This window comes from Enterobacter sp. SST3 (genome assembly GCF_000286655.1).
In the GTDB taxonomy this organism is placed as follows: domain Bacteria; phylum Pseudomonadota; class Gammaproteobacteria; order Enterobacterales; family Enterobacteriaceae; genus Enterobacter; species Enterobacter roggenkampii.
Map to the genome: position 1 here is coordinate 40,591 of NZ_ALNS01000019.1, position 13,261 is coordinate 53,851.

Sequence of the window (13,261 nt, forward strand, 5' to 3'; positions counted from 1 at the left end):
GCGATACGATATAACACCAGGACCCCATTTTTTAGTATTCAGGCCGCATGAGCACATTCAAACCATTAAAAGCACTCACATCGCGTCGTCAGGTTCTCAAAGCGGGGCTGGCGGCCTTAACGTTAACGGGCATCGCAAAGCAGGCTCAGGCAAAAGACGAGAGCACGCTTAAAACCAGTAACGGACACAGCAAACCGAAAACCAAAAAGCCGGGCGCAAAGCGCCTGGTGATGCTCGACCCGGGCCACGGCGGTATTGATACCGGCGCCATCGGCAAAAACGGGTCGAAAGAAAAACACGTCGTGCTGGCGATTGCAAAAAATGTGCGGGCGATTTTACGCAGCAACGGCATTGACGCGCGTCTGACGCGCTCTGGCGACACCTTTATTCCGCTGTACGATCGCGTAGAGATCGCCCACCAGCACGGGGCGGATCTGTTTATGTCGATTCACGCGGACGGCTTTACCAACCCGTCTGCCGCCGGTGCCTCGGTGTTTGCGCTGTCCAACCGCGGCGCCAGTAGCGCCATGGCAAAATACCTCTCCGACCGCGAAAACCGGGCGGATGAAGTCGCCGGGAAAAAAGCCACCGACAAAGACCACCTGCTACAGCAGGTGCTGTTCGACCTCGTGCAGACGGATACGATCAAAAACAGCCTGACGCTCGGCTCGCACATCCTGAAGAAGATTAAGCCAGTGCATCGCCTGCACAGCAGGAGCACCGAACAGGCGGCGTTTGTGGTGTTGAAATCACCGTCTATCCCGTCCGTGCTGGTGGAAACCTCGTTCATTACCAACCCGGAAGAGGAGCGACTCCTCGGCACCACGGCGTTTCGTCAGAAGATCGCCAACGCCATCGCCTCCGGCATTATCAGTTACTTCAACTGGTTTGATAACCAAAAAGCGCACTCCAGGAAACGTTGATGAAACCCAATGCTCAACTGGTCAAAACCTTCCTGCTGCAGCTGCAGGACGAAATTTGCCAGAAACTGGCCGCCGCTGACGGCGGAGAATTTCAGGAAGACAACTGGCAGCGCGAAGCCGGCGGCGGCGGGCGTAGCCGCGTGCTGCGTAACGGCGGCATCTTCGAACAGGCGGGCGTGAATTTTTCCCACGTTCATGGCGACGCGATGCCCGCGTCTGCGACGGCACACCGTCCTGAACTTGCGGGCCGCAGCTTCGAAGCGATGGGCGTTTCGCTGGTGGTGCATCCGCACAATCCGTTTGTGCCGACCAGCCACGCCAACGTGCGCTTTTTCATTGCGGAAAAAGCGGGGGCCGATCCGGTCTGGTGGTTTGGCGGCGGTTTCGACATGACGCCCTACTACGGCTTCGAAGAGGATGCCGTGCACTGGCACACCACCGCACGGGATCTTTGCCTGCCGTTTGGCGAAGACATTTACCCGAAATTTAAAAAGTGGTGCGATGACTACTTTTACCTGAAGCACCGCGACGAGCAGCGCGGCATCGGCGGGCTGTTCTTTGACGATCTCAACACGCCTGATTTTGATACCGCATTCAGCTTTATGCGCGCGGTAGGCGAAGGCTATACCGACGCGTACCTGCCCATCGTCGAATGCCGTAAAGACACCAGCTATGGCGTGCGCGAGCGCGAGTTCCAGCTCTACCGTCGCGGGCGCTACGTGGAGTTCAATCTGGTATGGGATCGCGGGACGCTGTTTGGCCTGCAGACCGGCGGGCGCACGGAGTCGATTCTGATGTCGATGCCGCCGCTGGTGCGCTGGGAGTACTGCTACGAGCCAAAAGAAGGCAGCCCGGAGGCTGCCTTGAGTGAGTTCCTTAAAGTACGCGACTGGGTTTAACTGCCGGATGGCGCTGCGCTTATCCGACCTGCTCAACCTGTAGGTCGGGTAAGCGAACGCGCCACCCGACTCACAAGGCTTACAGCGGCTGCGTCTGCGCCTCAACCACCGCCAGCGCCACCATATTCACGATACGGCGCACGGAGGCAATCGGCGTTAACACATGCACCGGCTTCGCCACGCCCATCAGCACCGGTCCTACGGTCACCCCTTCAGAGCTGGAGACGCGCAGCAGGTTGTAGCTGATACGCGCCGCCTCCACGTTCGGCATAATCAGGATGTTCGCCGATCCCTTCAGCGGGCTGTCCGGCATACGTTCGTTGCGGATGCTCTCCACCAGCGCCGCATCGCCGTGCATTTCCCCGTCAATCATCAGCTCCGGCGCACGCTCGCGCACCAGCGCCAGCGTCTCACGCATTTTGCAGGCCGCCGCTGATTTGGACGAACCGAAGTTAGAGTGCGACAGCAGCGCCACCTTCGGCTCGATACCGAAGCGGCGCACGGTCTCGGCGGCCATCACGGTGATCTCCGCCAGCTCGTCCGGGCTCGGATCGTCGTTAACATAGGTGTCAGCGATAAAGGTGTTCCCGCTCGGCAGCAGCAGGGCGTTCATCGCCCCGGCGGTATGGACGCCGTCGCGATAGCCGAAGATCTCCTGCACCACGCTAAAGTGCTCGTGGTAGTCGCCGATGGTGCCGCAGATCAGCGCATCCGCCTCGCCGCGATGGACCATGATCGCGCCGATCACCGTCGTGTTGCTGATGACGGCTTTCTGCGCCTGCTCCTGGGTGATCCCCCGGCGCTTCATGATCGCGTAGTATTCGCTCCAGTACTCTTTGAAGCGCGGATCGGATTCGTTGTTGACGATCTCGAAGTCGACGCCCGGCTTAATCTGCAGGCCCAGCTTCTGGATACGCATTTCAATCACGCTCGGACGACCAATCAGGATCGGTTTCGCCAGGCCTAAGGTGATCAGCTCCTGGGTGGCGTGCAGCACGCGCGCCTCTTCCCCTTCCGCCAGCACCACGCGCTTCGCGTCGGCGCGCGCCTGAGAGAAGATCGGCTTCATGAACAGGTTGGTTTTATAGACAAACTCGGTGAGCTTATCGACGTAAGCGTCGAAGTCTTCAATCGGACGCGTCGCCACGCCGGAATCCATCGCCGCTTTTGCCACCGCAGGGGCAATTTTGACAATCAGACGCGGGTCGAACGGTTTTGGAATGATGTAGTCCGGGCCAAAGCTCAGATCCTGATCGCCATAGGCTGAGGCAACCACTTCACTCTGCTCGGCGTGGGCCAGCTCCGCAATGGCGTGCACCGCGGCCAGCTTCATCTCTTCGTTGATCGCCGTCGCGCCGACGTCCAGCGCGCCGCGGAAGATGAACGGGAAGCAGAGCACGTTGTTCACCTGGTTCGGGTAGTCGGAACGCCCGGTGCAGATAATGGCGTCTTCACGCACCGCTTTCGCCAGCGGCGGCAGAATTTCCGGCTCAGGGTTCGCCAGGGCCAGGATCATCGGCGCGCGCGCCATCTTCTTCACCATCTCCTGGGTCAGCACTTTCGGACCCGAGCAGCCGAGGAAGATATCCGCGCCGTCAATCACGTCCTCAAGCGTGCGCTTGCCGTCGTCTTCTACCGCATACGCCGCTTTGGTTTCCGCCATGTTCGGCTCACGATCTTTGTAAATCACCCCTTTTGAGTCGCAGACCACAATGTTGTGTTTCTGCATACCCAGCGCCACCAGCAGGTTCATACAGGCAATCGCCGCCGCGCCAGCGCCGGAGACCACCATGCGCACGTCGGAGAGATTTTTCTCTACCACGCGCAGGCCGTTGAGAATGGCGGCGGTGCTGATAATGGCCGTTCCGTGCTGGTCGTCATGGAACACGGGAATGTTCATACGCTCGCGCAGCTTCTGCTCGATATAGAAACATTCCGGCGCTTTGATGTCTTCCAGGTTGATCCCGCCGAAGGTCGGCTCCAGCGCGGCCACCACGTTGATGAATTTGTCAGGATCGAGCTCGTCCACCTCGATATCAAACACGTCGATACCGGCGAATTTCTTGAACAGCACCCCCTTGCCTTCCATCACCGGCTTACCGGCCAGCGCGCCGATGTTACCGAGCCCCAGTACCGCCGTGCCGTTAGAGATCACGGCAACAAGGTTGCCGCGCGCGGTGTATTTATAGGCCGCCAGCGGATCTTTTTCGATCTCCAGACACGGGGCCGCCACGCCCGGCGAGTAGGCCAGCGCCAGATCGCGCTGGGTCGCCAGCGGCTTGGTTGGGGAGACCTGAATTTTGCCCGGGACAGGGAACTCGTGAAAATCGAGGGCACTCTGTTTCAACTGCTCATCCATCTTATTTTTCCTTTCACGTATCGGTCAAAAGGGTGACGAAAACGATCCGGTTGCACACCCTGGTGTGCCGCCTAGTATCGCCTCAGGCCGCCTCCTAAACTTTGAAGGCTGCCAAACTCTCACCATCACACATTAAAAATTGTTATCAATTTATAACAGCCATGTTACCCGTCTCAAAAGCAATGCCTCCCCCGTCTGCTATGCTTTTTTGTTAAGTCCATCATGATTTTCTCAGAAGTGTGAACTAACGCACTCAGCTAACGCTTTTATTTCCAAGGAGTAATCATTTATGAACCAGCTAGACGGCATCAAACAATTCACCACGGTGGTGGCAGACAGCGGCGATATCGAGTCGATTCGCCACTATCAGCCGGAGGATGCGACCACCAACCCTTCGCTACTGCTCAAGGCAGCCGGGCTTACCCATTTTAGTCATCTGATTGATGACGCCATTGCCTACGGAAAACAGCGCGGGAAGACGCAGGAGCAGCAGGTCGCCGAAGCCAGCGACAAGCTGGCAGTTAATTTTGGTGCGGAAATTCTTAAAAGCATTCCGGGGCGCGTCTCGACCGAAGTTGACGCCCGCCTTTCGTTCGATAAAGAAAAGAGCATCAACAAGGCTCGCCGCCTGGTGGAACTCTACCAGGAGCAGGGGATCGATAAATCACGCATTCTGATCAAGCTGGCGTCGACGTGGGAAGGCATCCGCGCGGCAGAGGTGCTGGAAAAAGAGGGAATTCACTGCAACCTGACGCTGCTGTTCTCCTTTGCCCAGGCGCGCGCCTGTGCCGAAGCGGGCGTGTTCCTGGTGTCACCGTTTGTTGGCCGCATCTACGACTGGTACCAGGCGAAACAGCCGATGGATCCGTACGTGGTGGATGAGGACCCGGGCGTGAAATCGGTGCGCAATATCTACGACTACTACAAACAGCATCGCTACGAAACCATCGTGATGGGGGCCAGCTTCCGCCGTACCGAGCAGATCCTCGCCCTGGCGGGCTGCGACCGCCTGACCATCTCCCCTAACCTGCTCCAGGAGCTACAGGATAAAGAAGAGACGGTCATCCGCAAGCTGATCCCCACCTCTACCGTTCTGCCAAAACCGAAAGCCATGACCGAAGCCGAATTCCGCTGGGAGCACAATCAGGACGCCATGGCCGTGGAAAAACTGGCGGAAGGTATCCGCCTGTTCGCTGTCGACCAGCGCAAACTTGAAGATCTTCTCGCTGCCAAACTTTAACCTTGCCACGGAGTGAACTATGTCCCGTAAAGAGCTCGCCAATGCCATCCGCGCCCTCAGCATGGATGCCGTGCAGAAAGCCAATTCTGGCCATCCCGGCGCACCGATGGGCATGGCCGATATTGCCGAAGTGCTGTGGAACGACTTCCTGAAACACAACCCCAACGATCCCACCTGGTACGACCGAGACCGCTTTATTCTCTCCAACGGCCACGCCTCGATGCTGCTCTACAGCCTGCTGCACCTGTCCGGTTACGATCTGCCGCTTGAGGAGCTGAAAAACTTCCGCCAGCTGCACTCCAAAACCCCGGGTCACCCGGAGATCGGCTATACGCCGGGCGTGGAGACCACCACCGGGCCGCTCGGTCAGGGGCTGGCAAATGCGGTCGGGCTGGCGATTGCCGAGCGTACGCTGGCGGCACAGTTCAACCAGCCGGACCACGAGATTGTCGATCACTACACCTACGTGTTTATGGGTGACGGCTGTCTGATGGAGGGGATCTCCCATGAGGTCTGTTCCCTGGCGGGCACCCTGGGGCTCGGCAAGCTGATTGGCTTCTACGATCACAACGGCATCTCCATCGACGGGGAAACCGAGGGCTGGTTCACCGACGACACGGCAAAACGCTTCGAGGCCTACCACTGGCACGTGGTGCACGAGATCGACGGCCACGATCCTGAGGCGGTGAAAAAAGCGATTCAGGAAGCGCAGAGCGTGAAGGACAAACCGTCCCTGATTATCTGCCGCACGGTTATCGGCTTCGGCTCGCCGAACAAGGCGGGTAAAGAAGAGGCGCACGGCGCGGCGCTGGGTGACGAAGAAGTGGCGCTGACCCGGCAGAAGCTGGGCTGGAAGTACCCGCCGTTTGAAATCCCGAAAGAGATCTACCGGGCGTGGGATGCCCGTGAAGACGGTGAGAAAGCCCAGCAGGCCTGGAACGAGAAATTTGCCGCCTACAAAAAAGCGTACCCGGAACTGGCCGCCGAGTTTTCCCGGCGCATGAGCGGCGGTCTGCCGGAGGACTGGGACGATAAAACCCAGGCGCTGATTGAAAACCTGCAGTCCAACCCGGCAAAAATCGCCACCCGTAAGGCGTCGCAAAACACCCTGAATGCGATTGGCCCTCTCCTTCCTGAGCTGCTGGGCGGCTCGGCGGACCTGGCACCGAGTAACCTGACCATCTGGTCGGGCTCGAAATCGCTGAAAGAGGATATTGCCGGGAACTATATCCACTACGGCGTGCGCGAGTTCGGGATGACCGCGATCGCCAACGGCATCGCCCACCACGGCGGCTTCGTGCCCTACACCGCCACCTTCCTGATGTTCGTCGAGTACGCCCGTAACGCGGCGCGCATGGCAGCGCTGATGAAGGCGCGGCAGATTATGGTCTATACCCACGACTCCATCGGTCTGGGAGAAGACGGCCCCACCCACCAGGCGGTTGAACAGCTGGCGAGCCTGCGTTTAACGCCCAACTTCAGCACCTGGCGCCCCTGCGATCAGGTCGAAGCGGCAGTGGGCTGGAAGCTGGCGGTAGAACGCCATAACGGCCCGACGGCGCTGATCCTGTCACGCCAGAACCTGACGCAGATTGAGCGCACGCCGGAGCAGGTGAAAAACATTGCCCGCGGCGGCTACATCCTGAAAGACAGCGGCGGCAAGCCGGACGTGATCCTGATTGCGACCGGTTCCGAGGTGGAAATCACGGTGAAAGCGGCGGAAAAACTGACCGCCGAAGGCCACGCGGTGCGCGTGGTGTCCCTGCCCTCAACGGATATCTTTGACGCCCAGGACGAGGCGTACCGGGAATCGGTGCTGCCCTCTAACGTCGCGGCGCGCGTGGCGGTGGAGGCCGGTATTGCCGACTACTGGTACAAGTATGTCGGGCTCAAAGGGGCGATTGTTGGGATGCGGGGCTACGGTGAGTCCGCCCCTGCCGACAAGCTGTTCCCGTACTTTGGTTTTACCGTTGAGAACGTGGTAGAGAAGGCGCTGAGCGTGATTTAGTGCGGTCTGCGTTGCCGGGTGGCGGCTACGCCTTACCCGGCCTACAAAACCACCAAACCGTAGGCCGGGTAAGCGACAGCGCCACCCGGCAAAAAGCTACCGCGTGATCCACAGCGTGGGCCAGGCGTCTGGCCCATTCCAGTTATCACAGCTGGGTTCCTCGGCATAGCGCACCAGGCGGAAACGCTGGCCGTCAAACCGCCAGCGCGTCTGGATCCCACAATCCCCCATACCGCGCCCCAGCGAGAGCGTGGTCAGCTCACGCGTCTTTTCATCAAAGCTGGCGTTCATCAACTCGATTTCGCTGCTGTCGCTTGACGGCGTAAACGGCAGACGCAGCCTCACGCTGCGGGCAGAGAACGGTTTTTTACGTGACACCAGCCACGCCAGATCGACCGTGTTATAGGCCCCCGCCTCGCAGCTGACGATCAGCAGCGCTTTGTCATCGGTTAACGCGGTGACGCGCACTTCGCGACGGTTAGGATCCAGCGAGCACTGGCTGCTGTTCATCCTGCCGGTACCATAATCCAGCAGATCGTTCAGTTCAGCGTGGGAAAGCGGTGTTGGGGTAGGATTAACGATCGCCACCTTTTTCAGGGCAGGTGCGGGCGGCACGCTTAACGGCGGATCGTCACCTTTCTTGATCCACGCGGTTTCGCTGCCAACGCGCTTTTGCTGGGCATCAATGAACAGCAGCGCGGCTTTCAGACCGGCCAGTGAAATCACCTGCTTACCGCCTCGCAGAGTCAGGGCTTTTCCTTCCTGGATGTTTTTCAGAAAGGCGGTGATGGTGGCCGCATCGTCCGTTTTCAGATGCCAGGGGGTGAGCTGCCAGCGCTGTTTGTCGAGCTTCAGGGGAACATTATCCAGCAGCAGCCGCGGGGCAATATCCGGCTCTTTCACGGAAGGCGTATCAAGACCGCCGAGATCGATACGCAGCGTGGCATCCGTTTTTGCCCCGGCGCTCCGGGTGAGCGTCATGACCAGACCGCGGTGTTCGCCCGTGTTGCGGGCAAGGCAAAAGTTCTGGTTATTGCAGGTCACCTGCCAGTCAGAGAAGGCTTGCTGCGCAGGTGCAGCCCGCACCTGCGGCGCGAGGAGCACACAAAACAGGGAAAATAAAAAGACGCTGTAGCGCATGAATGACACAATCCCGGAACGAAAACGCATAACAGGGCAGTATCTTCGTGTTCCCGCCGGGGTTGCTCAATCGGATTTATCAGATATACCTGAAAAACAGGCTATATCCGTTCGAAAGGGGTGTTCATCAGCCCGGTTGTCTGTAAATACTGCAGCAATATCACCGCTTTACCATCCCTGATTTCGCCTGAACGCACCATCTCCAGCGCTTGGGCAAAAGGAAGCTCCAGCACGTCGATATCTTCATCCTCTACGCCACCGCCCCGGTGCGTGCGCTGTGCGTCGCTGTATTCAGCAATGAAGAAATGGACAATTTCCGTCACGCCGCCCGGGGACATGTACAGCTCGAAGACCTTTTTGACCTCGCCCACTTCAAAGCCGGTCTCTTCGACGGCCTCTTTGCGGATGCAGACTTCCGGCTCATCGTCATCGAGCAGGCCCGCGCAGGTTTCAATCAGACGTCCGTCAGGATTGCCATTGACCCATGTTGCCACCCTGAACTGACGGATCAGCACCACGCTCTGCTTTTCACGGTTATAGAGCAGGATGGTTGCTCCGTTACCACGGTCATAGACCTCGCGCTTGTGGCGGATCACTTCACCGTTGTTACGTGTAAGATCATAGGTGATGTTACGCAGGACAAAGTAGTTTTCAGAGAGAATTTTGTCTTTGATAACGTCAATTTTCAGGGTCATACGGGCTCCACGGCACAATGAGTCGTCCTATACTACGCCGTGAATCCCGCTTTGTCGTCCGCCGGATTAATGATGTTGTGGTACATCCACTCCCAGCCAGTCGAGTATCCCCTGCGCGGCATGACGCCCTTCCGCCATCGCGGTGACGACCAGATCCGCGCCGCGTACCGCATCGCCCCCGGCGAAGATCTGCGGGTTGGTTGTTTGATAACGGTAGCGGCTCTCGACCGAGGCCACGATCCGCCCCCAGTCATCCGTTTCGACACCCTGCGCCTGCAGCCACGGCATCGCGTGCGGATTAAAGCCAAACGCCATGATGACTGCATCCGCGGCCATCACAAACTCGCTGCCCGCCACCGGAACGGGCCGACGACGCCCCTGCGCATCCGGCTCACCGAGCGCGGTACGCAGCATCCGGATACCGTTGACCTTACCGTTCGGATCCAGCGTCAGCTCAACCGGCTGGACGTTAAACTCAAATGACGCCCCCTCTTCTCTGGCGTTCTGCACCTCTTTCTTCGAGCCCGGCATGTTGGCCTCATCCCGACGATAGGCGCAGGTGACCGTCGCCGCGCCGTGACGTAACGCCGTGCGGACGCAGTCCATCGCGGTATCGCCTCCACCCAGCACCACCACGTTCAGGCCACGGGTGTCGATGAACGGCTCGCTGGCCGTCGCCTCCAGCCCCATAACATGCCGCGTGTTGCCCACCAGGAAAGGCAGCGCGTCGTAGACCCCTGGCGCATCCTCGTTCGGGATACCCGCCTTCATCGAACGATAGGTACCCACGCCAATAAACAGGGCGTCGTAATCGCTCTTGAGCTGCGACATCGACACGTCCTGGCCCACCTCGCAGTTCAGCTCGAAGCGGATCCCCATCGCGGTAAAGATCTCTCTGCGCCGCGCGAGCAGCGATTTATCGAGCTTAAATGCCGGGATGCCAAAGGTCAGCAAACCGCCGATCTCCGGATGCCGGTCATAGACCGTCACGCTCACGCCGCGGCGCGCCAGCACGTCGGCGCACGCCAGCCCGGCGGGCCCCGCGCCGACAATCGCGACACGTTTACCTGACGGCGTGACGGCGGACATATCCGGCCGCCAGCCCATCGCCAGCGCCCGATCGGAGATGTAGCGCTCGATGTTGCCGATCGTAACGGCCCCCGCCGCGTCACGAAGCGTGCAGGCTCCCTCGCATAACCGGTCCTGCGGGCAGACGCGACCGGTAATTTCAGGTAAACAGTTGGTCTGATGAGAAAGCTCGGCCGCGCCGGTGATATCCCCCGCGTTGAGGCGCTCAATCCACTGCGGGATGTGGTTGTGCAGCGGGCAGGTCCATTCGCAAATGCTGTGCTCTCCGCACTTCAGGCAGCGCGACACCTCGCGGGCGGCCTGTTCGGCCCGGAACGGCAGGTAAATTTCGTTAAAATGGCCCACGCGCTCTGCGCCAGCCAGCTTGTCGGGCTCGCCGCGGGGCGGGGTCGTTTGCATCTGCTGCAGTTTGGTACGCGGCGCGTCCACGCTGACGGCCTCGGCACCATGCCAGGGCTGCGCCTCCAGGCAGGCCGTGCGCTGTCGGCGCGATTTCGCCAGGTTTTCCAGCGCGGCGGGCGTCGCCAGGGAGAGGACATCCGCCGGGCAATGTTCGATACAGGCCGGGCCGTGTGGACGCGTCAGACAGAGATCGCATTTATTCGCCGAGGCCTTCACGCTGCCATTGTCGAGCGGAGTGACGATAATCTCCATCGTGCCAAACGGGCAGGCCACCACGCAGGCCTTACAGCCGATGCATTTTTGTTGATTCACCTGTACGCTGTCATCGCATTTGCTGATGGCGCCGTTCGGGCAGCTTTGCGCGCAGGGTGCATTTTCGCAATGATGACAGGTCACGGGGTGGCTCTTCTCGCCGGATCTCAGGACCGTGATACGGGGATGAAAATGGCGCTCGCTCAGGGCATGCTGCTCACCGTTGTGCGCCATCACGCAGGCGACTTCGCAGGCGCGACACCCAATGCACTGCTGGCTGTTAGCCATAATAAAACGATTCATAACCACACCTGTTTTTGGTTCAATAACCTTTCTCTTTATAAGAGTATGGTATTTACGCATCACGGTGCGTTCGGGCAATGTTCAAATGCCTGAAGCGCCCAATTATTTCCAGTGAACCTGTGGCAGATCAATTTTATTCAGAGAGCCGTTCTGTGACCGTTAAACGACCCGTTTCCGGAAGCCTTGCCTGGGCTTTCTTTTCGATCATTGCCCTATCCGTACTCAGCAGCACCGTCGCGTTGCTGACGCTGGCCAGCAGCCAGCGCGATGCCGAAGCCATCAACATCGCTGGCTCACTGCGCATGCAGAGCTATCGTCTGGGCTACGAGATGCAGCGCAACAGCCCGTCCCTTGCGGCACATCGCGAGAGCTGGCAACAGACGCTCGGTGCGCCTGCCCTGCAGAAGCTGGATCGCTGGTACGTCCCGGACAATGTGAAAGCACGCTATCAGCAGCTGCATGTGGCCTGGCAGGAGATGGATGCGCATATCGCCCGCGGCGACAGCGCGTGGTACCAACGCAATATTGAGGATTTTGTGGGCCGCATTGATGCTTTTGTGCTCGCCCTCCAGCACTACTCCGAACATAAAATTCAAACGGTCACCCTGCTCTCGCTGGCTGGCGCACTCGGGATCCTGCTGATGACGCTGTTTACCCTGCGACGCATCCGTCGTCAGGTGGTGCTGCCGCTGAATAACCTGGTGGCGGCCAGCGAACGCATTGAGCGCGGCGAATTTGCCACTCCTGCGCCGGATAGCGCCCTGCCGAACGAGCTGGGCCAGCTTTCGCGCGCCTTTAACCACATGTCAGCCGAGCTTGATACGCTCTACCGTTCGCTCGAAGCCTCGGTTGCGGAAAAGACGCGGTACCTGCACGAAGCCCACCAGCAGCTCGACATGCTGTTCAAGTGCTCGCAGGCGCTCAATACCGGCCAGATTGACAGCCACTGTTTCCGGCATATCCTGCAGATTGTCCATGACTATACGCAGATGAATTATCTGGAACTGCGCACCAGCGACGACTGGCGGCTGTGCGAAGGGACGGAGGCTGAGGGTATCCCTCTGCAAAACCTGCCGGTACTGATGCAGGACACGCTCTACGGCGAGCTGCGCTGGCAAAGCGAGACGGACAGCGTCCCCCTTCCGCTGATGAGAAGCGTGGCGACCATGCTCGGGCGCGGGCTGTACTTTAACCAGGCGCAAAAGCATTACCAGCAGCTGCTGCTGATGGAAGAGCGCGCCACTATTGCCCGCGAGCTGCACGATTCGCTGGCGCAGGTGCTGTCGTATCTGCGCATTCAGCTTGCGCTGCTCAAACGCGCCGTGCCGGAAGAAAATACCCAAGCGCAGGCCATTATCACCGACTTCTCCCGCGAGCTGAACAACGCCTGGCAGCAGCTGCGCGAGCTGCTGACCACCTTCCGCCTGACGTTGAACCACGCGAATTTACCCGCGGCGCTGCAGGAGTCCCTCGACGGGCTGCAGAGCCAGACGCAGGCGAAACTGCATCTCGACTGCCGCCTCTCCTCGCTGGCGCTCGACGCGCAAAAGCAGGTGCATTTGCTGCAAATCGTGCGTGAGGCGGTGCTGAACGCCATTAAGCACGCGCAGGCGAGCGAAATCACCGTCAGTTGCGTGACCGCAGCGGACGGTACGCACAGCGTCAGCATTCGCGACAACGGCATCGGGATTGGCGAGGCCAGCGAGCCGCCGGGACACTACGGTCTTAACATTATGCGCGAACGCGCGCAGCGGCTTGGAGGAGTGCTGCACTTTTCACAGCCGCAAAACGGCGGCACGCTGGTCAGCGTGACGTTTCCGGCGCCCACGCCGTTAACGGGTAAATAACGGTAAAGAGGGAAGCGCAGGGAAAAGCGCATGATAATTTACACTATCTCCTTTATTTCTCCACGTTTGACCTGGGCCTTACCGCTAAAGTTATGCGGGCAATA

At 59.4% G+C, this 13,261-nt stretch carries 9 protein-coding genes; 5 read left to right on the forward strand and 4 right to left on the reverse strand.

What is annotated here, in order from left to right; genetic code table 11:
• Positions 1-47 precede the first annotated feature (47 nt).
• Together amiA and hemF are read left to right on the forward strand one after the other, a co-directional pair.
• A complete protein-coding gene (gene amiA, locus B498_RS09765) occupies positions 48-923 on the forward strand; it encodes an N-acetylmuramoyl-L-alanine amidase AmiA (RefSeq protein ID WP_008501615.1) in 876 nt (291 codons plus the stop codon).
• On the forward strand, positions 923-1,822 hold the full coding sequence (gene hemF / locus B498_RS09760; RefSeq protein WP_008501616.1) for an oxygen-dependent coproporphyrinogen oxidase: 900 nt from the start codon (positions 923-925) through the stop codon (positions 1,820-1,822). The genes amiA and hemF overlap by 1 nt, the downstream gene beginning before the upstream one ends.
• Positions 1,823-1,901: 79 nt before the next feature.
• On the opposite strand, the gene maeB is transcribed toward hemF, so the two are convergent.
• Positions 1,902-4,181 (reverse strand): NADP-dependent oxaloacetate-decarboxylating malate dehydrogenase, encoded by a 2,280-nt coding sequence (gene maeB / locus B498_RS09755; protein WP_008501617.1) that lies wholly within the window; start codon positions 4,179-4,181, stop codon positions 1,902-1,904.
• 289 nt (positions 4,182-4,470) lie between these two features.
• On the opposite strand from maeB, the gene tal reads away from it, so the two are divergent.
• Together tal and tkt are read left to right on the forward strand one after the other, a co-directional pair.
• On the forward strand, positions 4,471-5,421 hold the full coding sequence (gene tal, locus B498_RS09750; RefSeq protein ID WP_008501618.1) for a transaldolase: 951 nt from the start codon (positions 4,471-4,473) through the stop codon (positions 5,419-5,421).
• Positions 5,422-5,440: 19 nt separating this feature from the next.
• A complete protein-coding gene (tkt, locus tag B498_RS09745) occupies positions 5,441-7,429 on the forward strand; it encodes a transketolase (protein WP_008501619.1) in 1,989 nt (662 codons plus the stop codon).
• 96 nt (positions 7,430-7,525) lie between these two features.
• Here tkt and B498_RS09740 read toward each other — a convergent pair whose 3' ends face one another.
• The 3 genes from B498_RS09740 to aegA all read right to left on the reverse strand — a co-directional run bounded on the left by B498_RS09740 (position 7,526) and on the right by aegA (position 11,310).
• On the reverse strand, positions 7,526-8,569 hold the full coding sequence (locus B498_RS09740; RefSeq protein WP_008501620.1) for a DUF1176 domain-containing protein: 1,044 nt from the start codon (positions 8,567-8,569) through the stop codon (positions 7,526-7,528).
• 101 nt (positions 8,570-8,670) lie between these two features.
• Positions 8,671-9,264, reverse strand: a complete 594-nt coding sequence (gene nudK, locus B498_RS09735; RefSeq protein WP_008501621.1) for a GDP-mannose pyrophosphatase NudK — start codon at positions 9,262-9,264, stop codon at positions 8,671-8,673.
• Between the two features lie 66 nt (positions 9,265-9,330).
• Complete coding sequence (gene aegA / locus B498_RS09730) at positions 9,331-11,310, reverse strand: formate-dependent uric acid utilization protein AegA (protein WP_008501622.1); 1,980 nt, start codon at positions 11,308-11,310, stop codon at positions 9,331-9,333.
• A gap of 152 nt (positions 11,311-11,462) precedes the next feature.
• On the opposite strand from aegA, the gene narQ reads away from it, so the two are divergent.
• Complete coding sequence (gene narQ / locus B498_RS09725; RefSeq protein WP_008501623.1) at positions 11,463-13,157, forward strand: nitrate/nitrite two-component system sensor histidine kinase NarQ; 1,695 nt, start codon at positions 11,463-11,465, stop codon at positions 13,155-13,157.
• Positions 13,158-13,261 lie beyond the last annotated feature (104 nt).

Coding starts and splice junctions, on each gene's coding strand:
- amiA (WP_008501615.1), top strand. CDS start 48: ATGAGCACATTCAAACCATTAAAAGCACTCACATCGCGTCGTCAGGTT.
- hemF (WP_008501616.1), top strand. CDS start 923: ATGAAACCCAATGCTCAACTGGTCAAAACCTTCCTGCTGCAGCTGCAG.
- maeB (WP_008501617.1), bottom strand. CDS start 4,181: ATGGATGAGCAGTTGAAACAGAGTGCCCTCGATTTTCACGAGTTCCCT.
- tal (WP_008501618.1), top strand. CDS start 4,471: ATGAACCAGCTAGACGGCATCAAACAATTCACCACGGTGGTGGCAGAC.
- tkt (WP_008501619.1), top strand. CDS start 5,441: ATGTCCCGTAAAGAGCTCGCCAATGCCATCCGCGCCCTCAGCATGGAT.
- B498_RS09740 (WP_008501620.1), bottom strand. CDS start 8,569: ATGCGCTACAGCGTCTTTTTATTTTCCCTGTTTTGTGTGCTCCTCGCG.
- nudK (WP_008501621.1), bottom strand. CDS start 9,264: ATGACCCTGAAAATTGACGTTATCAAAGACAAAATTCTCTCTGAAAAC.
- aegA (WP_008501622.1), bottom strand. CDS start 11,310: ATGAATCGTTTTATTATGGCTAACAGCCAGCAGTGCATTGGGTGTCGC.